This window comes from Bacillus sp. Medicinal_06 (assembly GCF_056711665.1).
In genome coordinates, this window is sequence record NZ_JBWYHD010000005.1 from 260144 (window position 1) to 284979 (window position 24836).

Genomic DNA, 24836 nt, shown 5'->3' on the forward strand with positions numbered 1-24836 from the left:
TCCCATCCATTACAACTCGTTTACACATCTCCGCCTATCTCCTCACAATCTATCCGAAAATGAAAATAAAGAGTACTGATTATTCATTCTTATTGTTCAACCGGTCCACTAAACACTACAAGGAAAATAACAATCCCAGATACAATCATAAGCGTATAGGCAATACTCGCTGTAATCCCTTTCAAAATTTTATTCTTCATTTTATGTCTACTTAATAAAATAAAAACTACCGCAATAAACATAAATCCCATAGCCCCTAAAGAAAACCACATTTTTATAAGTCCTTCAGACATAGGCACACTCCTTAATTATTAATCTATTTTTATATTATTTTAACAAATTAAAAATTTTAAACAAATAAAAAAATAATATACCTCCCTTCTTTTTAGGGTAGGAGAGAGCATCCGACCATGCATAGAAGCGCCCAGACCCTCTTTTTATCCCATGTCATGTGAAAGCAAAGAGAGTAAATGAGTACGAGTCACCTTTTGCTTTTGTTAAAACAAATTATATACTGGAAGAGTAAAATTATTTTATATAAAGCGAAACTTTAATCAGTGGGGTTTTCTTCATCCCCCCTAATTATTAGTTGAACCAATCGGGATTTTCCAGGCCGTTGATCCCACACCTATCTTCCTCGTTTTTCTCTGAATCTTGAGGTGGGGGTCTTACTGCCCGTTAATGCGGGATAAAGCGAAACTTTAATCAATAAGTGTTTTCTTTCTCTCCCACTAATGATTTGTCATCACCAACCGGGATTTTCCAAAGTAAATAAAACTACCAAAAGTAAGCTTTAATTGACGTAAATCTCCTCACTCCCTTACTTTCTGATAAACTTTGAAACAAAAATAAAACCGAAGCGAATGTATCCCCTTCGCTTCGGTTGACCAAATATGCCCACAAACAGCTCCATTTCCATTTTCATAGCTATCGTATGCAATCCTCGAATCCTTTGTTTCTCATACTTTATTTTTTAAACATCTTACTTAACGAGCTAAAGTCCGCTGGCATATTATTATTAATAATTGCTTTTACAATTTGATCTTCTTGTTCTTTTGGCACCTCTCTTCCCGCCATTGTTGCAACTTGATGAATTAATTGACGTAGTACTTTTTCATCACGTAAATTTGCGTTTTGTACAGATGATGCTAATTTAAAAATATCGTCTTTATTTACTTTCGCTTCTTTCTCAATATTATTGAAAATGTTGTTATCCATTCCCTTCACCCTCTCTTCAATTTACACTCCATCGTATGCAAAAAGAATCAAATGGTGAAAAGACCTAGAAAAACCAAAAAGCTGTATACGTGCTTTTTTGCACGCATACAGCTTTTTGTTATAATAAATCGGGTATTGCTTCAACTTCATGTTTACGAACACGCCCCATCAATGATCCTACTGCATCTTTCACATTATTTCCATTGAATAGCACATCATATAAAGCTGACGTAATCGGCATTTCAACTTCCATTTTCTCAGCCATTTCGTATGCCGCTTTCGTTGTTCGTACACCTTCAACTACCATACCCATACTATCTAATACTTCTTCTAATGAATATCCTTTACCAAGCATATTTCCCGCGCGCCAATTTCGGCTATGGACACTTGTACAAGTTACAATCAAGTCGCCCATTCCTGTTAAACCAGCAAATGTCAACGGATTACCGCCCATCTTTCTTCCTAAACGCGCAATTTCCGTTAAACCACGTGTCATAAGAGCTGCTTTTGCATTATCACCTAATCCGAGGCCATCTGTTATGCCGGCGGCTAATGCGATAATATTTTTTAGCGCTCCACCAAGTTCTACTCCAACGATATCTGGATTCGTATACACCCTGAAATAACTATTCATAAATAAGTCTTGTACTTCTTCAGCCGCTTCCATACGCTTCGCTGCAGCAGTAACCGTTGTAGCTTGACGAAGTCCTACCTCTTCTGCATGGCTCGGTCCTGATAAAACAACGACATCTCGAATAAGATGCGCCGGAATTTCTTCTTCAATCATTTCCGAAATACGTTTCGAAGTTCCTGGTTCAATCCCTTTACTTGCATGAATCCAAGTCATCGGTCCTGAAACAAATTTCTTCATATCTTGCAATACTTCTCGATACGCTTTCGTCGGTACAACTAAAAGTACTGCACTTACATCTACTAATGCTTCCTCTAAAGAAGAGTAGGCTACGATTGTGCTTGGCAATGTAATTCCTGGAAGGTATCGACTGTTCTCATGTTTCATATTGATTTCATTCATGAGCTCGGAACGATTTCCCCAAATCCGTACATCATGACCATTGTCAGCTAATACCATCGCTAACGCTGTTCCCCAGCTACCTGCTCCTACTACTGTGATTTTTTTCATAAAATCACATCCTCTCCATTAGTCTCTTGCTCTAGAAATAATTCGAATTGGCGTTCCTACAAAACCAAATGACTCACGTAAACGATTCTTCAAGAAACGTTCATATGAAAAGTGCATTAATTCTGGATCATTTACAAAGACAACAAATGTCGGTGGTTTCACCGCAACTTGTGTTGCATAGAAGATTTTCAGACGACTACCGTTATGTGTTGGTGTTGGATTCATTGCCACCGCATCCATAATTACGTCATTTAATACGTTCGTTTGTACGCGAATGCTATGACTTTCATTTACTTCATTAATAACCGGTAATAATGTCTGTGTACGTTTCTTCGTTTTTGCAGATAAGAATACAATCGGTGCATAATCCAAGAATTGGAAATGCGCACGAATATTTTCTTCAAATGCTTTCATTGTCTTTTCGTCTTTTTTAACTGCATCCCATTTATTCACAACGATAATAACAGCTCGTCCTGAGTCATGTGCATAACCAGCAATCTTTTTATCTTGCTCAATAATTCCTTCTTCACCGTCTAAAACAACTAAGACAACGTCAGAGCGTTCAATCGCTCTTAGTGCACGAAGTACACTATATTTTTCTGTACTCTCATATACTTTTCCTTTTTTACGCATACCAGCTGTATCAATAATAACGTAATCTTGACCATCTTTACTATATGGTGTATCGACAGCATCACGTGTTGTTCCCGCTACGTTACTTACGATTACACGTTCTTGACCAAGCAATGCATTTACTAGTGAAGATTTCCCTACGTTTGGGCGGCCAATTAATGAGAAACGAATTGTCTCGTCATCATATGCTTCCTCTTCAATTTTTGGAAAATGCTTTGCTGCTTCGTCTAATAAATCACCTAAACCTAATCCGTGTGTACCTGAAATTGGGAATGGCTCACCAAATCCTAATGCATAGAAATCATAAATATCATTACGCATCTCAGGATTATCTACTTTATTTACTGCAAGTACAACCGGCTTTTTAGAACGATATAAAATTTTTGCAACCTCTTCATCTGCAGCTGTTACACCATCGCGGCCATTCGTCATAAAAATGATAACATCCGCTTCATCAATCGCAACTTCTGCTTGTTGACGAATTTGTGTCAAAAATGGCTCGTCTCCAATATCAATTCCGCCTGTATCAATAATGTTAAATTCATGGTTTAACCATTCACCGGCGCTATAAATACGATCTCGTGTTACCCCGGGGATATCTTCTACAATTGAAACTCTCTCTCCAACAATTCTATTGAAAATAGTAGATTTTCCTACGTTCGGGCGCCCTACTATTGCCACTACTGGTTTCGGCATATCATTTCATCCTTTCAACTTGCTTCTGTTTATTATGTAAAAAACCCTTCTTTGTGCAAGAAGGGATTTGCATTCCAGAATATTTCTCATCATATCAAAACATCTCATATTATATCACACGTTACTAATGTTTCACAATAATATATACATTCTCTTGTAAGCGGTGGGCAATGCCGTCTAGAATCGCTTCTAAATTATTTGCTACAAATTCCATTTCTTCTTTCGATTCACATATAAACAAAGGTGCTCCACCACCAAACTTTTCTGGTGTTGTTGTAATTACAGCAAGAATAAAGCTTTCTAACATCATCACAAATCTCCCCTTCCTTTTGGAGCCTCTGATGACATATGAACTGCACTTTCTAATGTTGGTACATTTCCTATTACAGCAATCGCTTTTTTTACATCTTGATCTTGCGGGAGTACAAATACCCCTACTCTTCCATCTTCTAAATCACGCTTAGCTAACGGAACTAACGCCGGAGTTCCAGAATCTCTAAATATGCCTAATGCAACAGAAACATCATGCAATATTGCTTGTCGTTGTCCAAGGTTCGAGATCGTTACTCTTGCGTCAATAGATTTAGGCTTTAAAATAAAACCCATTCCATACTTCATAATTTCTTCTTGCCTTGCTGGCAATCCAATATTCATAATATAAATATTATCAATATATAATCCTGCCTCTTCAAACCGGAGAGGAACATGCTCAATATCTACCAGATCACGTAACCTTTTACCAGACATCAATGTTTTCGCAATAAAAAATCCCACTATACCAGCCACTACACCAGCAATCCATGAATGAAACCCTATATATGTAAATGTCGTCACAAATGCTGTTAGCATCGCTAAATAGTTACGACTTTCAAACACAAGGGCTATCCCCTCAATATATGTGTTTCCGCGTGGTACAAGCTCATACCCATCTAATTGCTGCAGTGTATTCCTCTCCATATTTCGAACATCTCGGAATTGAGATGCAGCCAATGTTAAGAAAGTAATTGCTGAAAAATCCTTCTTCAAAATAGACGGAATAGCAATCGCCCCTAAAGCTGCTGCAATCAGCCCCATAGCAATATGAATGATTTTCCCATGCAAACGTGTCGGATACTGCCTCGTATCTGTACGAAGCATCAAAATTCGCGTTATTGTTCCAGCAATGACGCCACATAAAATGGCTGATGTATATTCAGTCATGTATTATCCTTGCCTTTCTTTTACATGTTTTTTCCTAAATTGCCCTCTATACGAAGATGCTTTTACGATGTAAAACATCACCGTAATCAATAGCGTAGAAACAGCAATGATATCAAGAAATGTCAAACTACCAAATTCGTACGGAAAATGAAGCCTGCCAAAAATAAATGTTACTAATATTTCTCCTTGTAATGCTCCCGCGTATAAAGAACATAGGCGTAATAAACGATCTCGATGTAATAAAATTGATGCATATACAAGAGCACCACTCAACATCCAAGTTCGATTAATGACAATCCAAATCGGGTCATACACCTCTAATAAATGAAAGCTTGTGTATAACATAGCAATAATAAGTGCTGACAATAAAGCATATATTTTTTTCCATATAGAATATAGAGCAATCCCTAAAAAAGAAATAACTCCAACTATAAGAGCATTTACTGATACAGTGACCGAAGCAATAGATACCGTTATTTGTGAACAAATAATAAATATCAATATAACAGCACTGACTTTCCAACGAATTTCATCTTTTCCCAAAAAAAATGTTGTAACAATCCAACCCATCCATGCTACGAAATAAAAATAACTTCCCTCCATATTTCGCCCTCCTATCATTTCCATTATGGGAACTTTTTATGAAAACTAATCCTTTTCTTCTTTTTGCATAGTTTTTTCTTATAACAGCAACACTTTCTATTGAGGGGGTGCAAACAACAATGGGAAAAGACCGCCAAGAAAAAAAATTAAAACAATCACGCCGCGTTGAATCAGATCGTGATCAATCATTGCAATATCCTGGTGCAACAGGGCTTGATACACCGGAGCAAGCACGTAAACAAAATCAGCATTAAAAGTAAAATAGTTCTTACTTTACGAAAATCTAGTGTAAGATTACATTCTCAATGAACGCAAAAAAAGATGGTTTCGGTATAACACCAAAACCATCTTTTTATTACTTAAAAATATTAGAAAACTTCTCATTTTTTTAATGCGTTGCATTTTAAACTACTTGATTTTAAAATAAATAACCTCTATATTTCACTTTATCTCAAATGCTTTTCCAAATTTATAGATTAATGATAGTATAAAATAATTTATACAGATCAATTTCCCGTACATATAAAAGAAAAAACCAACCAAATGGTTGATTTTCCCCCTTACATCTCCTATTAAATCCTATCTCATACTGTAATTTTTAGTATCAATCCCGCGCTGTGATAGCCAATGGTACGTATCACCTTTCACAATAAGCGGCACTCGCTGAAGCTCAGAAAGCGTACTCGCTCCAAGAGCCGTCATAATAAATTGCAAGTCCGTGTGTAAAAGTTCTATTTCTTCGATTAATTTCTGGGTACCATCATTCATCAATATACGTAAAAAATAGCCAGCAAAGGCCGTTGCCTGTGCCCCAAGTGCAATCGCTTTTGCTACATCAAGTGCCGTTTGTATACCACCAGATGCAATAAGAGAGAGGTTATTGTTTGTAGAGGATGCTTCTATTATAGAGGCTGTAGTCTGAATGCCCCAATCGTTAAAATAAGAAAGCATTCGCTGCCTTCGCTCATTTTCAACTGCAGCAAAGTTTGTGCCACCATAACCACCAATATCTACAGCTGAAACGCCAACATTAGTAAGTTGCTGTACTGCTTCTTTACTCATACCAAATCCTACTTCTTTCACGATAACAGGAACTTGAGAACTTATAACAATTTGCTCAATCCGCTTTAATACACCTGTAAAATCCCGGTCACCTTCTGGCATCGTTAGTTCTTGAATGACATTCAAATGAATTTGCAAAGCATTTGCTTCGATCATATCAACTGCTCGCTTTGCTTGATCAACACTCGCTTCACTACCCAAATTTGCAAAAACGATGCCATTTGGGTTTACCTTTCGAACGATTCGATAAGAGGACGCTTCTCTCTCATCTTTTAAAGCAGCCATTTGAGAACCAACAGCCATCGCAAGGTTATGATGCTTGGCTACATGTGCCAACTGTTCATTAATATGTAATGTGTGCTCTCCACCACCACCGGTCATCGCATTGATAAAAATCGGCGAACTTAATGAAAGTTCGCCGATTTCCGTTTCAAATGTAATACTTTCATAACTTGAATTTGGCAAGCTTTGATGGACAAAAGCAATGTCATGAAAGCCATGTATACGAGACTGTCCGGTGGAAAGAGCGTATTCAATATGTTCTAATTTCCGTTTTGCCCTTACCACTTGTACCCCTCTTTATTTCTTTAATTTTTTCAGTTGTTCACCAATAATATCACTAAATTGGAAAGTTGCAGACTCAGAAGTCGGCTCATATTGGCTGTAATCTTCTGTTTCATTATTTTCTTCAACAGCTTCTTTTATACTTAAAGAAATGCGTTTTTCTGCTGCATGTACTTCAAGTACTTTCACTTTCACTTCTTGTCCCATTTCTAATACTTCATTTGGATTTTTCACGTGGCGATTTGCAATTTGTGATACGTGCACAAGTCCTTCTACACCTGGTAAAATTTCAACGAAAGCACCGAATGTAACAATACGTTTTACTATACCCTCTCGAACATCACCCGCTTTAACTTCAGCAGCAACATTTTCCCAAGGTCCTGGCTCTGCAGCTTTAATCGATAAAGAAATGCGCTGCGTATCAGCATCAACCGATAACACTTTGACTTTTACACTTTGCCCTTGTGTTAACACATCAGACGGCTGTTCAACGCGATCATGAGAGATTTGAGAAATGTGTACTAAACCATCTACGCCACCAACATTCACAAAAGCTCCGAAGTCAGTTAAACGTTGAACTGTACCTTCCACAACATCTCCTTCTTTTAAAGAAGAGATCGCTTCTTTTTTCTTCGATTCTAATTCTTGTTCTACAACTGCTTTATGCGAAAGAATAACACGATTCTTTTCACGATCTAATTCAACGATTTTCACCGCTAATGTTTTTCCTTTATACTCAGTAAAGTCTTCTACATAGTGCATTTCTACAAGTGAAGCTGGAATAAATCCGCGAACACCAAGGTCTACAACTAAACCACCATTCACAATATCTTTTACAGTAACATCAAACACTTCACCTGAAGTGAACTTCTCTTGCAATTCTACCCATGCTTTTTCTGCATCAACAGCACGTTTCGATAATACAAGATCATCATCTTCTAATTTAATAACTTTTAATTCAAGAGTCTGGTCTAATTCTACAACATCACTGGCTTTTTCAATATGAACGTTAGCTAATTCACTAATCGGAATAACGCCATCTGTTTTGTATCCAACATTTACAAGAACTTGCTTTTCTTCAACTTTCGTTACAGAACCTGTAACAACGTCACCCACTTGTAATGCTTTTGAATCCACAACTTCTTCATTCATTTTCTCTACCATGGAAATACCTCCCTACAGAATTGACAAAGCTTTTTTATGTATATACGAAATGAAAACAAATGTTTTCATTTGCATGTTATAAGAATGTTTTAGCACATACTCGATTCTAACCTATTGTTTGTCCTACACTTCATAGAAGGTATAGAAACCTATATAAATAGTATACAGCAAAATCTCCTTGAATAAAGTATGTTTTAAAATATAATAGCGAATATATTCTGACAGTTCCTCTTCTTTTACTAACTTCTTACAAATTGACTTATTTGTCAAGAAAAGTGTCCTACCATTCCCCACGATTCTAATAAAAAAGAAAGGGGACTCCCCTTTCTTTACTTTGCAAATGCTCCAGAAACAATATCCATAATTTTTCGCACAACTTCTTCAATTGATAAAGAAGTTGTATCTAATTCCAATGCATCATCCGCTTTTTTCAGCGGAGAAACTTCACGTTCTGAATCCAGCTTATCACGCTCAGCAATCTCTTTTTTCAATTGCTCTAAACTAGAAGCAAAACCTTTTTTCGTGTTTTCAAGATGTCTACGCTCCGCTCTCTCTTGAACAGAAGCAAGCATGAAAATTTTCACTTCCGCATTAGGTAGCACATGCGTACCAATATCACGACCGTCCATTACCACTCCGCCCTTTTCTGCTAGAGCCTGTTGGCGACGTACCATCTCTTCGCGAACAAGACGGTGCTTGGCAACAATTGATACACGATTTGTTACATTCGGTGTACGAATCGCTTCAGATACATCCTGGCCGTTTAAGAAAACTAATTGTGTATTTTCGCCTTGTTGAAACTCAATATTTACATTTTTTAAAACTGCCATTAGGCTTTCTTCATTTTCAATATCTACACTTTGCTCCAAAGCAGCGTATGTAAGTATACGATACATTGCACCTGTGTCAATATAAACATAGGAAAGTTCTTTCGCAACAATCTTTGCAACTGTGCTTTTCCCAGCAGCTGCTGGACCATCTATCGCAATTGAAATTCGTTTTTCCATTGTAACACCTCATTTTTTCACTTATAAAACAAAATGAAAAGCAGGTACAAATCCCCTGCTTCTCTGTGCCTGTTCCATGTCGATTAAATCCTCAATTATTGTAGCATAATCCTTACTAGAAGGAAATGAAAACTACTTATTCACTTGTAAAATATCCGTTTTGTTTTTACTTGTAACTCCTTCATAATATGCGATTTTTGATATATATTTCACTGTGGATTCTTGCATAAAAAGCAATTGAATAATACAGAGACAAATAAATTGAACCAATAATATACGAATTAAAACTCCCTCAATTTTTTTCAAAAATATCCTCTTTTCATTTTTTCTCACTCATTGCAACAGCTTATGATAGAAAAAACTATCACTTCAATTCTTTCCGAGTATAAAGTAGCTAACTTTATTTTCATTTCTAATACAAACTTTTATACATTTTCATTGTCGAATCTAGTAAAAACATGTTATGTTCTAAATGTATTTTTTCGAATGGAAAGGGGTATAAGCATTGAAAAAAATCCTAGTTTTACACACAGGTGGAACAATCTCAATGGAAGAAGATAAAGAAACTGGGGTTGTACAACCAGGGGAACAAAATCCTCTTTTAAAATTCATTCCTGATTTAGAGGATGATATTGATTTAATTGTTGAAGATGTCTTTCATCTTCCATCACCTCATATGACTCCTAGTGAGATGTTACAATTACAAGTCATTATTGACGAAAGAGTAAAAAACGAAGGCATCCATGGTGTTGTCATTACACATGGTACAGATACATTAGAAGAGACTGCATACTTTTTAGATTTAACTGTACAAGCGAACATTCCAATTGTTGTAACAGGGGCAATGCGCTCTAGCAACGAATTAGGTGCTGACGGTTTATATAACTTTTTATCTGCTGTAAAGGTTGCAAATAGCAACGAAGCACTTGGAAAAGGTGTTCTTGTCGTATTAAATGATGAAATTCATTGCGCAACAAATGTAACAAAAACGCATACAAGTAATGTTGCAACATTCCAAAGTCCTCAATACGGACCAATCGGTATGGTGACAAAGCGCGGCGTTGTCTTTCATCACGCTCTCGTACATCATGAAACATATGTGGTCGGACAAATTTCTAAAAACGTTGTTGTGTTAAAAGCATACGCTGGTATGGATGATACACTATTAGCAGCAATTGAAACCTTACCAGTAGACGGAATTGTAATCGAAGCACTTGGTCAAGGTAATTTACCACCAAGAACACTCCCTAGTTTACAACGCTTAATAAATAAAGGCATTCCAATTGTTCTCGTTTCCCGCTGCTTTAATGGAATTGTCCAAGACGTATACTCCTATGAGGGTGGAGGAAAGCAATTAAAAGATATGGGTATTGTTTTCACATACGGTTTAAACGCTCAAAAAGCCCGTATTAAACTACTTGTCGCTTTAGAATGTGCGCACTCTAAAGAAAAAATCCAACAAATGTTTATGCAGGATTAACAAATAAGCTGTCGAAATTCGACAGCTTATTTTTGTTCTCTTGATACAACTGTTTGTGTAATTGCTCCACCATGAAATCTTCCATTCTCAATAAAAATTTCATTCGCATTATTGCCAGCTGCAATAACACCCGCAATAAAGATATTCTCAACATTCGTTTCCATTGTTTCTTCTATAAATAGTGGGCGCCCTGTTTCTTTATCAATTTCTACTCCCATTTTTGTTAGAAAACTATGATCTGGGTGGTATCCCGTCATCGCAAATACAAAATCATTTTGAATTGTAAATGACTCTCCGTTACTTGTATACGTAAGTGTATGTTCGGTAATTTCTTTCACATGAGCATGGAACTGCATTTGAATTGTACCATTACGCACTAATGCTTCAAATTCAGGTAAAATCCACGGCTTAATACTCTTTGAATATTCTCCCCCGCGATACAACACCGTTACACGTGCTCCAGCTTTTACAAGTTCTAACGCCGCATCTACACTTGAATTTTTCCCTCCTATCACAACTACATCACGGTCAAAATACGGATGTGCCTCTTTAAAGTAATGGGATACTTTGTCTAAATTTTCTCCAGGAACGTTCATATAGTTGGGGTTATCATAATATCCCGTTGCCACTACAATATATTTTGCAGTATATGTCTCCTTGTTCCCATCACGCTTCGTCGTATTTACTCTAAAGAAGTTTCCGTCCTTTTGCACTTGTTCTACACGTTCAAATGCATTGACACGCACACCTTTACGTTTTACCACTTCGCGATAGTATGCAAGTGCTTGATTACGCACCGGTTTACGGTTTTCTGTAATAAACGCAACATCACCAATCTCAAGCTTTTCACTAGAGGAAAAAAATGTTTGGTGAGTTGGATAATGATAAATCGCGTTCACAATATTTCCTTTTTCAATTACGAGTGGATTGATTCCCTCTTGTTGCAGTGAAATCGCCGCCGCTAACCCACATGGTCCGCCCCCGATTATTATAGCTGTTTCTTTTTGCATACTCGGTTCACTCCTAGTCTTATGCTTCAATCTCTATTTATTAAAAAACAAGAAAAAACCTACTTTCAGCAGTAGGCACCTATCTTTATTGTATTCATTTTTCATATATTTGTCATCTAAACGATACGTACATTCGATAGACGTCCGCTAAAAACTGTCTAAATCTTATTCCTTGTTGTCCAAATACATTTTCCGGATCAATCTTTCTCGTAGGATCAAGTGTTTTATGAGATACAATATCCGTTTTAGGATTTAAATTAAATGTATGACATAAATAAGCATGGTACCATGTAAACCGCGTGTAAGAATCCCAAAAACTAACATTACCTCCATAACACATTTCAACACCAATTGACGCTTTATTCGCATCATAACCAAACAAATCGTTATCTGTTGGTACGCCATATCTTACATGATATGCTACCTCATTAATTGGGATAATTTCTAAAATAGTTGTATCATCTACAAAAGTATGCGCCGATGCTTTCGGTTGTACTTCGTTAAAGTAATCACGATTTCCTATCGCATTGCTACCAGGATTCCCCGTATCATGGCTTACAATAAATCTTACCTTTGAAAGGCGGATTCCTGGCCTTGAGCTTCCGTACCCAATATAATTTCGCTCTATAGGGAACATCACCATGTCTATCAACTCCGCTCTAGAAAATTACCTTTCTTCCTTATATATGTATTCAACCTCGATATCTATATGGCACATTTCTTACGCAAAGAGAAAATCAAAAATATTTGAAGTAAAGACCATAAATAATAAAATACTTACAGCAGTTCCATAAAACCCATAAAACCAAACACAGTCTTCTTTTGTATCTAAACCGAAAAATTTATTCACGGATTGTAACAAAGATGAGCGTTTCACATGTTTTTCTCGTAAAACTTCTACCCGTTCCATAACATCTGTTGGCATCATAAATCTTTGGTTTGCTGTCATTTTCATTATCAATCTCTCCTTATTTTGTTTCCGTTTTGTTTATCTAAGGAGAGTATAGCACGAATGTTCGTATAGAACAAGCGTTCTTTTTTGTTTTTTATGAACGCACTTCCATTCTTAACATATTCCCTTCTATTAAGAGTCACAATTTATCCCGTATTAACAGGCAGTAAGACCCAGACTGATAGAAATTTCACTTTATCCAATCCACTTGAAAAGTAATATTATAATTTCTAGACTATAGCAATCACTGGTCCAACAATACATACTCTAAACAATAAAAGAACGTGGTTTCCTTGAAGGAAACCACGTTCTCTCTAAACTTCTCGTTCTATTATACCCAACCTCTAAAGCGACTAGCTTCTGCCATCTTACGTACACCAACCATATAAGCTGCTAAACGCATGTTCACTTTACGAACTTGTGATGTTTCATAAATGGAATCGAATGATCTTACCATTACTTTTTCTAAGCGTTGTTCTACTTCTTCTTCTGTCCAATAGTAACCTTGGTTATTTTGTACCCATTCGAAGTAAGATACCGTAACACCACCAGCACTTGCTAATACGTCAGGAACAAGTAAAATACCGCGTTCTGTTAAAATTTTAGTTGCTTCTAATGTAGTTGGACCATTTGCTGCTTCTACAACAATTTTCGCTTTAATATCCGCAGCATTCTCCTCTGTAATTTGGTTCTCGATTGCAGCTGGAACTAGAATATCACAATCAAGTTCTAATAGCTCTTTGTTTGAAATTGTATTGTTAAACAATTTTGTTACTGTTCCGAAGCTGTCGCGACGATCAAGTAAGTAGTCGATATCCAATCCATTTGGATCATGCAGTGCACCGTAAGCATCAGAAATCGCAATTACTTTTGCACCAGCATCGTGCATAAATTTAGCTAAGAAGCTACCAGCGTTCCCAAACCCTTGGACAACAACGCGAGCGCCTTTAATGTCGATACCGCGTTTTTTCGCAGCTTCTCGAATACAGATTGTTACACCTTTCGCAGTCGCTGTTTCACGGCCATGAGATCCACCTAATACAAGTGGTTTACCTGTGATAAATCCTGGTGAATTGAATTCATCGATGCGGCTATATTCATCCATCATCCATGCCATAATTTGTGAGTTTGTAAATACATCTGGAGCAGGAATATCTTTTGTTGGACCAACAATTTGACTAATTGCTCGTACGTATCCACGGCTTAATCTTTCTAATTCACGGAAAGACATTTCTCGTGGATCACAAATGATACCACCTTTACCTCCACCATATGGTAAATCAACAATACCACATTTTAAACTCATCCAAATAGAAAGTGCTTTCACTTCGTTTTCTGTTACGTTTGGATGGAAGCGAATTCCACCTTTCGTTGGACCAACAGCATCATTGTGCTGTGCGCGATATCCTGTAAATATTTTAACAGTCCCGTCATCCATACGAACTGGAATTTTCACTGTCATCATACGAATTGGTTCTTTAAGTAATTCATACACCTCGTTTGGATAACCCAATTTTTCTAGGGCTTCACTAATAACAATTTGTGTTGAATTTAATAATTCAAAGTGCTGTTCCCTTTTTTGTGTTTGTGTTTGAGCTCCCTTTTCGGCTACCATAGTAAGTAAACCCCCTGTAATTTCACTTGTTTAGTAAACCTTCATTGCCTAGTATACACCGTTAAATTTGGAATGCAATAGAAAACGCTAACAAATATATACAAACTTATTTTTATTGCAAGCGTTTTCAATATCATTATAGTCCTTTTATCACTTTTAGAAAAGTAAAATACTTAAATATTTAAATATTTTTTATACTATAATGTATTTTAATCTCTCGAATATCATAAAACACTAACAAAACCTCAAGCCAATTACATTAGCTGAGGTTTTGTTTTAAGATAAAATACTTGTATATTTGCTGAATTGCTTGAGAATCCATTAATTCTTTTCCATATTCCATAATACGATAAATTGTTACTGTAGAAGAATTACCGTATTCCGCTAAAATCGCAATAATATCCGCCTTTAATAACGCTGGTTCTTCTTCCATCCAAAGATAAAAACGCCCATCCCATGTGTAAAGTTTTCCTCCGGTTACACCGAGATTATACAAACGACTTGCCAAAGTAATCACATCTTCAAACGTTGCAAATTCATACAATATATGCTCACTCTCATCTAGAGTTACTTGCATTTCAATAAACTCATCACGAAACTCATCTTCTGTATCCGTTTCATGATTTTCTTTTGTAACAATCACAACCATTCCTTGTGCCTGTAAAGAAAAAACTTCAACTGCAATTGGACCATCTGCTTCAAACCCAAGTTCTTTATTTGCTTCTTGCATCATATCACGAAATAACTGTTGCACTTTTGGAGCATTTTTCCATAAATCCTCTTTCGTCAACCCTCGCTCAGATAAATCGTCAAATGTTAGGAAAATTTTAATTTTATTATAATTCAATCGTTCCAACCTCATCTTGTAACCTCCCTACGTAACCGTTGTATCTAATTTTTATTATATGAAATAGAAAATAGATGGTTCTTTTCGAACAACTATTCTGACATTTTTAACCATTCATCCCATTCTTTTTTTGTATCGCCAATACATATATTTTGAAGTTCAGCCTCGTCTTCATCTGAAACAAGCTGGCTTGCAAACCCAATAAGTCCAGTGCAGATCTTCGGATTCTGACTTTGCAACTTCTTAATCAAATTCAGCCAACTTTTCAAATATCGTTCTTTTGAACATGCTATAAATACATATTTAGGTGTGAATTGCTCGATGGCTGCACAGATCTCATTTTCCTCTAGGCCTGTCCCCAAATATATCGCTTGATAACCTTTCAAACGTAAATATATTGTAAAAAGAAACAGATGTAATGCATTCATTTCTCCTGGTGCACATACTGACAAAGCTTTTGGCAATGTAAAATGAGTTTGCGTATTATGATAAATCATTCCAACGCGTGAACATAAAAACGCCTCCACATACCGCTCTTGTACAGCTGTTATCTCATCATTTTTCCGCATAGTCTCTAACTTATCAGCAATCAGGATAAATATATGAGTGATTACTTTTTCTATTGTATAAATAACAAATGCCTCGTTTAATAATTCACGGGCATGTATTTCATCAAATTTTAACAAATAACCAAGGATATCGTCCACTAATAAAATTTCTTTACTATACGTCATCTCAGCTGGATTGTGATTTTGCAATCGATTGCTTTCTAATAGCTGGACTGCTTGACCAATTGTAAATCCTTCATTTACTTTATTCATTAACCATTTTAAGATTCTCACATGCTCTTCTGTATATAAACGATACCCTGCATCATTGCGCTTTGGAGCAATAATATGATATCGTCTCTCCCAAGCCCGCAGTGTACTTGGCTGAATCCCAAGCATATTCGAAACAGCTTTTATATTATACTTTCCTTTTAAAGTTGGCATATTTTCCCCACCTTTAAACCGAATATCTCTTAATTTTCTCCTTGCAATGTAATTAAGTGTGTTTGAGCTGGGGCTCGAAACCGTAGTGGTATTAATGTCGTTCCATACCCATTACTCACAAATAAAGTTGTACATGGATACTCATATACGCCGCCTTTTAGGTAACGTTTAGAATGAAATAAACGAATTTGTCCTCCGTGAGTATGACCACTTAATACAAGAGAAATTTGCTCTTGTCCAGACATTTCGTTTACAATAGCAGGGTTGTGGCTAATAAGAATGCGAAAACCATCTTCTTGACAATCCGCTAGCGCCAAATCTAAACGATCTCGTTCTAACCCAACATCATCCACCCCTAATAAACAAAGCTTATCGCCACTCTCTGATTCAAACAGCACTCGTGTATTATCTAAAATTTTCACACCATGTTCTAGTAATAACGCATCCAATTCATGATAGTCAATTTCATAATCGTTATTTCCCCATACAAAATATATAGGACCAATTTCGCTTAGAGTTTGAATATTAGCCGCAATTTGTGATAACGATACACCCTTCTCAGCTAAATCACCACCAATAATAACAAAATCAGCATTTCCTTTTACATTTTCAATTAAGGAAGGTGCGATAACTCTCCTATGAATATCTGAAATAAAAAATATCCTAACTTTCCCAAAACTTTCTGGGAAATTCACAAATGATAAAGTATGTTCTAGCAACGTATTACGCACTGCTTCTCTATACATCAAAAAAAGAAAAATGAAACCAATACATATGAATGTGCCGCCTAATCCAATCCATAACATATACGTTTCTCAACTTCCCTCTCAAAAAATATAATCCCATCAGGCTAAATTGCCGAAAAGGTGAATAATGCCTTATCAAATATGAACGGCTTTATTCACCTTTTTCAGTTCACTCATACAACAATTATTTTACTGCTGCTATTCCTTCTCTATCTTTTCTTTAATAGGAATTTTTAATTCTTTTCCTACTTCTAATTGGTCATCTTGTAAATTGTTATAGCTTTTAATAATTGTAGCCCCATCTTCATTTGGAAAATACTGTTGCCCAATACTTTCAAATGTCTCCCCTTCTTTTACAATGTGCGTTTCAAACTTTTCTAGCTGCTTCTTTTCACCTTCACCGTGTTTATTTGAATCGAAAAAAATCACTTCAAACGCATTTTTTCCAGAGGTATCATTCTTGTTTGCACTTTTTACTTCGATATACTTATCTGTATACCATAAAATACTAAGCGGCAACAAAATAAATAAAAATGTTAAAACCCGAACAAAAAAGTGGTTAATCTTAAATTTAGATTTTTTCTTCTCTTTATTTCTATGAATCTCACTTCGCGGCGGTAAACCTTCTTCTGTTTGCTCTTCTTCCAACTCTGCTTCCAACTCTTCTTCAAAATCAGGAATTTGTTTTCTCATGTTGTTCACCACCACCTTCCACTTATTTTCTTAATTGAAGTCCCATTATAAAATCAACAAGAAAGTGTGCAAATATTGTTATAAATAAATTCTCTGTCCATTGGAACACATATCCAAATAGAAAACTAATCATACATACAAAGCAAAACAGAAATGGCTTCTTCACATATCGAATATGTAAAACAGCAAAAATAAGGCTTGCAACTACAAGTCCAAAATGCGTCTGTAATACACCTCGAAATAAAAACTCTTCAGCAAATCCAATAACAAACGTAATACCGAATAATTGTATTACAGAAGTTCCTTGGAACATTCGCTCATTAATTCCCCCATCATCAAACCACGATTCTGGTAGCACTTGCATAGCAATATAATCAAATAACACAACAATGCCCGCAACCACACTACCTATTACAAGAATTGAAATGGGTTCCCATTTCCACAAATCATAAAATTCACTCCTATTTGGAAATAATATATAGGCTAACACACAGCCAACACCTATAATTATTAATTGTGTTATATAGAGATTCAGCCGTATTTCTTTCGGACCTATGTCTTCAATACTACGTCTTTGAATGTTAATCATTCCTCCGTTCTCTCATACCAAAGAGAAATTGTAACTCTGCTTCCCAATTATAGTCGAAAATTGATTGTCTTGCTCGTCTTTTTTTGTAATCTTCTTTTGAAATACCACAGTAGTCACAGCAATTTTTTACCTGCGCTTCCTTCTTATATCCAAATAGATGTAGCATCTGTTCCCGTCTACACCCTTTATACTGTAGCCATGATTTCATATTTTCTAGTTGACTATATTTATTCCGAAGACGCTCATCTACTTCTAACATTATTTTTTCCCTTGTCTCATCTGACAAGGATTCCATAATGAGCTTCTTCTGTTGTATGATTTTCATCTTTTCTAAGTGATAACGTACAAAACGCCAATGTTGCTCACTAAACCTTGCAGCATTATAACAAATTTCTTCCACATCTTCTATTGGCAATACTTTCGTGTGAAACATCTTTTCTTGTAGTAAGGAGAATAAAAATTGAATTTGTTGTTTATTTGGTAATTCATCTTCAATGATAGAAACCGGTAGATCATGATCTAGCGGACTACAAAGTAGAATTGCAATGCTCGCCTCTCCATCTCTTCCCGCTCTACCAATCTCCTGTAAATAAGAAGCAATATTTGCTGGATAATGAAAATGAATAATATACCTTGTATTCGACTTATTTACCCCCATACCAAATGCACTTGTACATATAACAAGTTGCAATTGATCATTCATAAATTGCTGCTGAATTAACATTCTCTCTTCATGTTCCATTCCACCATGATAAAATGCAACATCTGCTATACCTTTACTCCTTAAATATTCTGCCAGACGCTCCGTCCAAGCTCTGCTCGAACAATAAATAATTCCTGGTCCTTGCAAATAAGTAACATGCTTGAGAAGCGCTTCTTTTTTCTCTTCTATTGTTTGTACAAATTGTACCTCCATTGCAATATTTGGGCGATCAATCGAATACAAATGTTCTGCTACATTCGTAAGTTTTAAACTTTTTATAATGTCCTGCAATACTTCTTTTGTTGCAGTAGCTGTTAATGCCAACACAGGAGGACGTCCAATACCTGCTATAACTTGGTCTAATTTTTTATAATCTGTTCGAAAATCATAGCCCCATTGCGAAATACAATGTGCTTCATCTATCACAAATAGTGAGATATGAATCTTTTTTAGTTCTCTTACTATTACTTCAGATTGCAACATTTCAGGCGAGACAAAGACAAATTTATAAGAAGATAATCTTTTTATCGCTTTCTTTTTTTCAATCAAGGTACGAAAACTATTAAACGCGATCACACGGTCCTTCACTACATATTTAAGCTGCGCTACCTGATCTTCCATTAAGGATAGTAATGGTGAAACAATTAATACTGTTCCATCTTGCATAAGGCCCGGAAGCTGATAACACATTGATTTTCCTCTTCCAGTTGGAAGCATTGCTACAACATCTTTTCCTTGTAATAAATCCGCAATAACCTCTTTCTGCCCTTGACGAAATTCGTTATAACCAAACCACTTATGCAAATAATCCTCAAGCCTCATTTACAACCCCCATCTGCGCTAACACAAGACGAATTTCAAAATAAGAAATCGCTTCTCCTACTGCTTGTTTTAACACACGCAACTTACGTGTTTGTAACGTTTCAATAATGCGCTGCACATGCTTGATTTTATTTTTTTCCATAAACATTTCAATGGAAAAATCTCTTTCTCGTAATGCAATTTCAACAAAATGATCTTCTATTGTTGCAACCTTTAAATTTCTAATTGTTGCAATTTCATCCAAAGAACGTCCTTGTTTCCAAAGTTGATATGTTTTTTGTGTTGATAAACTAAACAAATCCGCTCTTTCATTCGGATAAGCAATAATTTTTGTTAATAGCGGGAATTCTTTTTCATTCTCTCGAACAGATTGAATAAAGAAATGAACCGTGCCCCAAAATAAAAGATGTACGCGAAATACATCTTGACTTGTAATTTCCGCAAGTTGCTTTAATGTATACCCAATCCTTTCATATCCAGTTAATCGATATGTAAAAATTGTTGCTTCTATCGGTAAAGTATCTTGTAATAGCATATGCATCTCTTTCCATAAACTTTTTGCAAGTTCACTTCTTGCATATGGCAGCCCAATGAGAAACTGCTTAACCCACATCATTACCTCAGTATCTTGTTGGATTGGAATAAACTTTGCATTTTGCTGTTGTAAATTTGATACGGTTTGAATAATTAACGAAAGTCGTTTCCAAAACATTTCACCAAGATCACCATAGTGCAAACCGTGTAAATACTGCGGAAAAAAAAGTGTTTCTTCCCAAGTTCCCAGCTGTCGTTTTCCCGTTTCAGTTAAAATGTACGTATTTTCATGCACGCTCTGAATCCATTCTTTATGTAATACATGTTCAATTTCCTGATCATAATCAGAACGTTGTAATGATTTATATATCCCAAACAGAAAAGAAATGCGAAATATATTTCCGTCTTGTAATGTTTGTGAAGAACGTTTCCCTTTTAAAAGGTGATAAATGGAAGAAACAGTTCGTTCACCATTTAATTGTTTTATACAATATAATAAAGTATATTGTAACTGCATTGCCGCTTCCACCTTTCAATTACATCTATATTTTCTATTGTATCAAACTGTACAGCATTTAGGCATTTTGAAAATCTTATGAAATAAATCAAAAATAAGTTGACACCCTAATTGATAAGCATTATCATTATAATTTTATGTTGAAAAGTTTGAAAAACCGTTTTACAATAAGATTATAATTTTTATAGCGACTATTTTCACATACATATTATCAGGAGGGAAAAAAATATGGCAAAATATACAATTGTTGATAAAGACACTTGCATCGCATGTGGAGCTTGCGGAGCTGCTGCACCAGACATTTATGACTACGATGATGAAGGTATTGCATTTGTAACACTAGATGATAACCAAGGTATCGTTGAAATTCCAGACGTATTAATTGACGACATGATGGATGCATTTGAAGGTTGTCCAACTGACTCAATTAAAGTTGCTGACGAAGCATTCGATGGCGACGCTTTAAAATTCGAATAGTCTTTTTATTAACTTCAAAAAACCCCCCTCATTTTTATGAGGGGGGTTTTTTGTTATTCATCTAACTCACAAATAAAAAAGCCATCAGCGGTACTCTCCCACTGATGACCAAAGTTTCTATGCATTTTTCATTTTTGCAAATACCCACACTTTTAAGCGTGAGAACAGTGCTACAAATACAACTGTTACAACAATTCCCTTAATTAAATTAAATGGGAGAATTGCCGCTACAATCATTTGTCGCATACCACTACTAGACATAGCAGGCTGATTTAAAAACCAAGTGTAAGCTGGTAAAATGATGAAATAATTTAACACACTCATAATTACCGCCATAGTAACCGTCCCTAACATTAACCCTGTTGTTAAACTTTTTACTGTGCGATACTTCCGGAATAGGAAAGCTGCTGGTCCAATAAATAGACACCCTGCAATAAAATTTGCTATTTCTCCAACTGGAACTCCCGTTAAACTGCCTTGAATTCCGTAATGAAGAATATTTTTTATCGCTTCTACAACTACACCTGCAATCGGGCTAAAAATAATCGCTGCAATTAAAGCCGGCACATCACTAAAGTCAATTTTTAAAAACGGTGGAAGTCCTGGGAATGGGAAATCCAACATCATAAGCAAATACGCAATACTACTAAGCATCGCTACACTCACCATTTGTACTACACTGTTTTTTTGTTTCATCCTTCTCTCTCCTTTTCCATCGATCATCTCATGGAAAGTGGAAAGGTTCTGCTATGCCTATTTTTTCCTATCATGAAAAAACCCTTTGTGTAAAACACAAAGGGAGAATTTTTTAGGCACATCAAACAGACGTTCAAATACTTATCTTTTTTGAACGCTTGAACCTCCATCTTCTCCCATCCAGACTATACTGTCGGCTTTGGAATCTCACCAAATCCTGCCTTAACGGCTCGCGGGCTTAGAACGAAAAGAAACTGTTCATCACCGCCGGTCGGGATTTTCACCCTGCCCCGAAGATAGACCGATATTCTATTTTCTCCACCATTATACAACATCATCATACAGTTGTGAACAAAAATGTTTATAACTTATAAATAGTAAGTAATATTTTCATTATAAAGTGAAACTTTAATAAGTGGGGGGAGTTCTTCATCCCCCACTTATTATCAACCCTCACCAATCGGGCTTTTACGGGCAGCACACGAATAGTAGGATAAAGACAACATAAAAACAGTCATAGGATTATACGACAACACAATCCATATTTTTTACAATTCGATTTTTTCCTTCGCAATTCCCTAGTCATCCATACAGAAAAGTGATAAGATGTTGAATTGTTAAGATAAGAGCATTTTCTTAATACGGAGGAAATGTCATGAAGAAAGAAAAAAGACACTCTATTCAAGAAACAATGAAAAAAAACTTAAGAAAAGAATACTTTTATTTAAAAAAAGAATTACTTTTCTACTGCCCAATTGATTTAGGCACATTTTCAAAAGAAACATACTATGCTACCTTTGACGAAGAAGGGATTAGTGTTTATCAGTATGATAAAACAACAGAAAGTAAACTAAAGCTATGTGAACGTCACCCTTGGAACAGTTGGGATAAAGTGAAAATTGATCACTATTTAACAACATCGCAATTTGTTTTCCAAGGAAAACGAAATTGGATTCTCTCTCTCTTTCATAAAGGAAAAGAAGCTCAAAAAATAATTGAAGAACATACTTCTTTACAAACAGAAGTTGTTTCTCGATCCTTTTTGAAAAAACTTCCTGGTTTTCGTTCTAATACAATCTTAAACAAATACATTGGCAGCATCTGTTATACAGCACTTATTGCATTTTTATTAAAGTGGATTATTCCATTCCAACAAATACAAGTTGCCTTGTATTCTTTTTCTATCGGTTGTATGCTCCTTGGTCTACTGTGTTTGACAATTGGACTAATCGAACCAACCATAGTATTATTTCGAACAACCGAAAAAACGAGGGCCAAGGTCTTTTATTATTATAGCTATTTAGCTATTTCTGGATTTATATGTGTCTTTATTTTTTGGTAAAAAAGAGCTAGTTCGACTAGCCCTTTTTTAATTTATATATAATTTTTGATTTGGATAAATCCGATCTTTCCTCAATGCATTTTTCACTTTTATTTCATGAACTGTCATACCGAACTTATGTGCAATACTAACCAAAGTATCTCCTTTTTGTACAACATATAGTGATGCTGATGCTACTTGATTCATCTCTTCCTTTAAAACAAGCAACGGGTCCATTGCATTTCTTTTCCCGAACGTCCAAGCACCTTTATGAACTTCTAGGTGCAGATGTGCTCCTCTTGATTCACCTGTGTTACCTACTTCACCAATTACCTCACCTCTTGTAATATGTTCCCCCTGCAGTACATATCTCTTATTTAGATGAGCATAAACAGCTTCATATTCTCCATGTTTAATAAACACTACATGTCCATAACTATCTGAAAAGTAGGATTTTGTTACCGTTCCACTCCGAATCGCTGCAACCGGGGTTCCGATTGAAGCAGCTATATCAATACCATAGTGTTTTCCACTTCTTGTTCCAAAATAATCACTAATTCTTCCATCTACAGGCCATGTCCATCGCCCGTCCTCAGCAAAAGCATATATTTGAGAACTAAAAAACAACCCAAAGACAAGTATCCCGATTTTTAAGCCTTTCATATGCATCCTCCGTTTTATAATAACCGTCACACTTTCTCTATTGTGGTATATTACGGAAAAAAGTATACAAAAAAAGAAAGTGAATTACTCCACTTCCTTATTACGAAAAACAATTGCACTTCGTTTATATTCAACGTCGTCCACATTAAGACGAGCATTTACCACTCTAGCAATCGCAAATAAATAATCAGATAATCGATTGACATATCGTAATACAACTTCATTTATTTCTTCTTGCTTACTTAGCGATACAATATGACGCTCAGCTCTTCTCGTTACCGTACGCGCAACATGAATCATCGCAGACGCTGCGCTCCCACCAGGCAAAATAAAACGCTCTAGCGGCGGAGCTTCTTCTATGTAGCAATCAATTCGTTCTTCTAAATATATAACCATCTCTTCCGTTACTTTATACGGCATTGTTTGCTGCATAATTGCTAAATCCCCACCGCAATCAAACAACTCATGCTGAATCTTTTCAAGCTCATCATATATGTCTTGAAAGCGTTCTTCTCGCATCATAGTCATTGCATATCCAATATGAGAGTTTGCCTCATCAATTGTTCCATATGCTTCCACACGAATATGATCTTTATCAACTCGCCCACTGATAATACTTGTTTGTCCTTTATCTCCTGTTTTTGTATATAATTTCAAATCTTCTACACCTCTCTTTTTAAGTAAGCTTTATTCATTACACTAGTAGCTATTACAAATGTAAGTATACATTTTAAAACGAATTAAAACCTTTCTTTTTTAGCCCCATGCCATGTGAAAACAAAAAGAGAAAATGAGTAGTCATTACCTTTTGTTTTCATAGCCGCGAATGATATGTCAGCAAATCAATATGGATTTATTCTTTTCTTACTCTAACCTTTTTGTCTTTCGTTC

At 35.9% G+C, this 24836-nt stretch carries 28 protein-coding genes, 1 pseudogene and 1 riboswitch; of the genes and pseudogenes, 4 read left to right on the forward strand and 25 right to left on the reverse strand.

The features are described 5' to 3' along the window. Positions 1-89 precede the first annotated feature (89 nt). The 7 genes and pseudogenes from AC1M36_RS14255 to AC1M36_RS14285 form a co-directional block, all read right to left on the reverse strand. A complete protein-coding gene (locus AC1M36_RS14255; RefSeq protein WP_026591204.1) occupies positions 90-293 on the reverse strand; it encodes a DUF2768 domain-containing protein in 204 nt (67 codons plus the stop codon). Positions 294-966: 673 nt separating this feature from the next. After that, on the reverse strand, positions 967-1218 hold the full coding sequence (locus AC1M36_RS14260) for a stage VI sporulation protein F (protein WP_336451770.1): 252 nt from the start codon (positions 1216-1218) through the stop codon (positions 967-969). A gap of 118 nt (positions 1219-1336) precedes the next feature. Then, positions 1337-2359, reverse strand: a complete 1023-nt coding sequence (locus AC1M36_RS14265) for an NAD(P)H-dependent glycerol-3-phosphate dehydrogenase (protein ID WP_336451769.1) — start codon at positions 2357-2359, stop codon at positions 1337-1339. 18 nt (positions 2360-2377) lie between these two features. Continuing rightward, positions 2378-3688 carry a ribosome biogenesis GTPase Der gene (der, locus tag AC1M36_RS14270; protein ID WP_336451768.1) on the reverse strand — a complete coding sequence of 437 codons (1311 nt, stop codon included), beginning with the start codon at positions 3686-3688 and terminating at the stop codon, positions 2378-2380. 124 nt (positions 3689-3812) lie between these two features. Further along, positions 3813-3998 (reverse strand): capping complex subunit for YIEGIA, encoded by a 186-nt coding sequence (locus AC1M36_RS14275; protein WP_336451767.1) that lies wholly within the window; start codon positions 3996-3998, stop codon positions 3813-3815. Continuing rightward, entirely contained in the window at positions 3998-4888 is an 891-nt protein-coding gene (locus AC1M36_RS14280) for a YIEGIA family protein (RefSeq protein ID WP_336451766.1), read from the reverse strand. Before AC1M36_RS14280 ends, AC1M36_RS14275 begins: the two co-directional genes overlap by 1 nt. Further along, positions 4881-5491: pseudogene (locus AC1M36_RS14285) on the reverse strand (YphA family membrane protein). The gene AC1M36_RS14280 and the pseudogene AC1M36_RS14285 overlap by 8 nt, the downstream one beginning before the upstream one ends. Positions 5492-5610: 119 nt before the next feature. On the opposite strand from AC1M36_RS14285, the gene AC1M36_RS14290 reads away from it, so the two are divergent. Next, positions 5611-5745, forward strand: a complete 135-nt coding sequence (locus AC1M36_RS14290; RefSeq protein WP_003206535.1) for a YpzI family protein — start codon at positions 5611-5613, stop codon at positions 5743-5745. A gap of 325 nt (positions 5746-6070) precedes the next feature. Here AC1M36_RS14290 and fni read toward each other — a convergent pair whose 3' ends face one another. The 4 genes from fni to AC1M36_RS14310 all read right to left on the reverse strand — a co-directional run bounded on the left by fni (position 6071) and on the right by AC1M36_RS14310 (position 9594). Beyond that, positions 6071-7120 (reverse strand): type 2 isopentenyl-diphosphate Delta-isomerase, encoded by a 1050-nt coding sequence (gene fni / locus AC1M36_RS14295; protein ID WP_336451765.1) that lies wholly within the window; start codon positions 7118-7120, stop codon positions 6071-6073. A 12-nt stretch (positions 7121-7132) separates the two neighbouring features. Then, complete coding sequence (gene rpsA / locus AC1M36_RS14300; protein ID WP_336451764.1) at positions 7133-8281, reverse strand: 30S ribosomal protein S1; 1149 nt, start codon at positions 8279-8281, stop codon at positions 7133-7135. 329 nt (positions 8282-8610) lie between these two features. Then, positions 8611-9288, reverse strand: coding sequence for a (d)CMP kinase (cmk, locus tag AC1M36_RS14305; RefSeq protein WP_336451763.1), 678 nt, complete (start codon positions 9286-9288; stop codon positions 8611-8613). A gap of 132 nt (positions 9289-9420) precedes the next feature. Beyond that, positions 9421-9594 (reverse strand): DUF5359 family protein, encoded by a 174-nt coding sequence (locus AC1M36_RS14310; RefSeq protein ID WP_336451762.1) that lies wholly within the window; start codon positions 9592-9594, stop codon positions 9421-9423. A 199-nt stretch (positions 9595-9793) separates the two neighbouring features. On the opposite strand from AC1M36_RS14310, the gene AC1M36_RS14315 reads away from it, so the two are divergent. Then, the gene (locus AC1M36_RS14315; protein WP_336451761.1) at positions 9794-10768 is read left to right on the forward strand and encodes an asparaginase; all 975 of its coding nucleotides are present in this window, start codon (positions 9794-9796) and stop codon (positions 10766-10768) included. Between the two features lie 26 nt (positions 10769-10794). Here the strand turns inward: AC1M36_RS14315 and AC1M36_RS14320 are convergent, their stop codons facing one another. From AC1M36_RS14320 to AC1M36_RS14370, 11 genes are all read right to left on the reverse strand, one after another. Next, positions 10795-11778, reverse strand: coding sequence for a YpdA family putative bacillithiol disulfide reductase (locus tag AC1M36_RS14320; protein WP_336451760.1), 984 nt, complete (start codon positions 11776-11778; stop codon positions 10795-10797). Positions 11779-11890: 112 nt separating this feature from the next. Continuing rightward, entirely contained in the window at positions 11891-12421 is a 531-nt protein-coding gene (locus AC1M36_RS14325; RefSeq protein WP_336451759.1) for a peptidoglycan recognition protein family protein, read from the reverse strand. A gap of 78 nt (positions 12422-12499) precedes the next feature. Continuing rightward, the gene (locus AC1M36_RS14330) at positions 12500-12736 is read right to left on the reverse strand and encodes a DUF3961 domain-containing protein (RefSeq protein WP_174099687.1); all 237 of its coding nucleotides are present in this window, start codon (positions 12734-12736) and stop codon (positions 12500-12502) included. A 325-nt stretch (positions 12737-13061) separates the two neighbouring features. Then, positions 13062-14345, reverse strand: coding sequence for an NAD-specific glutamate dehydrogenase (gudB, locus tag AC1M36_RS14335; RefSeq protein WP_479845977.1), 1284 nt, complete (start codon positions 14343-14345; stop codon positions 13062-13064). A 259-nt stretch (positions 14346-14604) separates the two neighbouring features. Beyond that, positions 14605-15207: a genetic competence negative regulator gene (locus AC1M36_RS14340; RefSeq protein WP_336451757.1), complete on the reverse strand. Its 603-nt coding sequence runs from the start codon at positions 15205-15207 to the stop codon at positions 14605-14607. Between the two features lie 77 nt (positions 15208-15284). Next, complete coding sequence (locus AC1M36_RS14345; protein WP_336451756.1) at positions 15285-16184, reverse strand: MerR family transcriptional regulator; 900 nt, start codon at positions 16182-16184, stop codon at positions 15285-15287. A 29-nt stretch (positions 16185-16213) separates the two neighbouring features. Beyond that, the gene (locus AC1M36_RS14350; RefSeq protein WP_336451755.1) at positions 16214-16990 is read right to left on the reverse strand and encodes a metallophosphoesterase; all 777 of its coding nucleotides are present in this window, start codon (positions 16988-16990) and stop codon (positions 16214-16216) included. A gap of 138 nt (positions 16991-17128) precedes the next feature. Continuing rightward, positions 17129-17623 (reverse strand): LysM peptidoglycan-binding domain-containing protein, encoded by a 495-nt coding sequence (locus AC1M36_RS14355; RefSeq protein WP_479845978.1) that lies wholly within the window; start codon positions 17621-17623, stop codon positions 17129-17131. Positions 17624-17645: 22 nt separating this feature from the next. Then, positions 17646-18209: a CPBP family intramembrane glutamic endopeptidase gene (locus AC1M36_RS14360; RefSeq protein ID WP_479846027.1), complete on the reverse strand. Its 564-nt coding sequence runs from the start codon at positions 18207-18209 to the stop codon at positions 17646-17648. Beyond that, positions 18205-19737, reverse strand: a complete 1533-nt coding sequence (locus AC1M36_RS14365) for a RecQ family ATP-dependent DNA helicase (RefSeq protein ID WP_336451753.1) — start codon at positions 19735-19737, stop codon at positions 18205-18207. The genes AC1M36_RS14360 and AC1M36_RS14365 overlap by 5 nt, the downstream gene beginning before the upstream one ends. Continuing rightward, a complete protein-coding gene (locus tag AC1M36_RS14370) occupies positions 19727-20788 on the reverse strand; it encodes a YpbB family protein (protein WP_479845979.1) in 1062 nt (353 codons plus the stop codon). Before AC1M36_RS14370 ends, AC1M36_RS14365 begins: the two co-directional genes overlap by 11 nt. A gap of 228 nt (positions 20789-21016) precedes the next feature. On the opposite strand from AC1M36_RS14370, the gene AC1M36_RS14375 reads away from it, so the two are divergent. After that, a complete protein-coding gene (locus AC1M36_RS14375) occupies positions 21017-21265 on the forward strand; it encodes a ferredoxin (RefSeq protein WP_017152544.1) in 249 nt (82 codons plus the stop codon). Between the two features lie 117 nt (positions 21266-21382). Here the strand turns inward: AC1M36_RS14375 and AC1M36_RS14380 are convergent, their stop codons facing one another. After that, the gene (locus AC1M36_RS14380; RefSeq protein WP_174099601.1) at positions 21383-21961 is read right to left on the reverse strand and encodes an ECF transporter S component; all 579 of its coding nucleotides are present in this window, start codon (positions 21959-21961) and stop codon (positions 21383-21385) included. 164 nt (positions 21962-22125) lie between these two features. After that, a riboswitch (FMN riboswitch) is annotated at positions 22126-22263 on the reverse strand. 353 nt (positions 22264-22616) lie between these two features. Between AC1M36_RS14380 and AC1M36_RS14385 the strand changes: the two genes are divergently transcribed. Then, a complete protein-coding gene (locus tag AC1M36_RS14385) occupies positions 22617-23303 on the forward strand; it encodes a hypothetical protein (protein WP_336451751.1) in 687 nt (228 codons plus the stop codon). A 27-nt stretch (positions 23304-23330) separates the two neighbouring features. Here the strand turns inward: AC1M36_RS14385 and AC1M36_RS14390 are convergent, their stop codons facing one another. Next, positions 23331-23945 carry a peptidoglycan DD-metalloendopeptidase family protein gene (locus AC1M36_RS14390; protein ID WP_336451750.1) on the reverse strand — a complete coding sequence of 205 codons (615 nt, stop codon included), beginning with the start codon at positions 23943-23945 and terminating at the stop codon, positions 23331-23333. Positions 23946-24029: 84 nt separating this feature from the next. Then, positions 24030-24602, reverse strand: a complete 573-nt coding sequence (locus AC1M36_RS14395; RefSeq protein ID WP_336451749.1) for a cob(I)yrinic acid a,c-diamide adenosyltransferase — start codon at positions 24600-24602, stop codon at positions 24030-24032. Between the last annotated feature and the right edge of the window lie 234 nt (positions 24603-24836).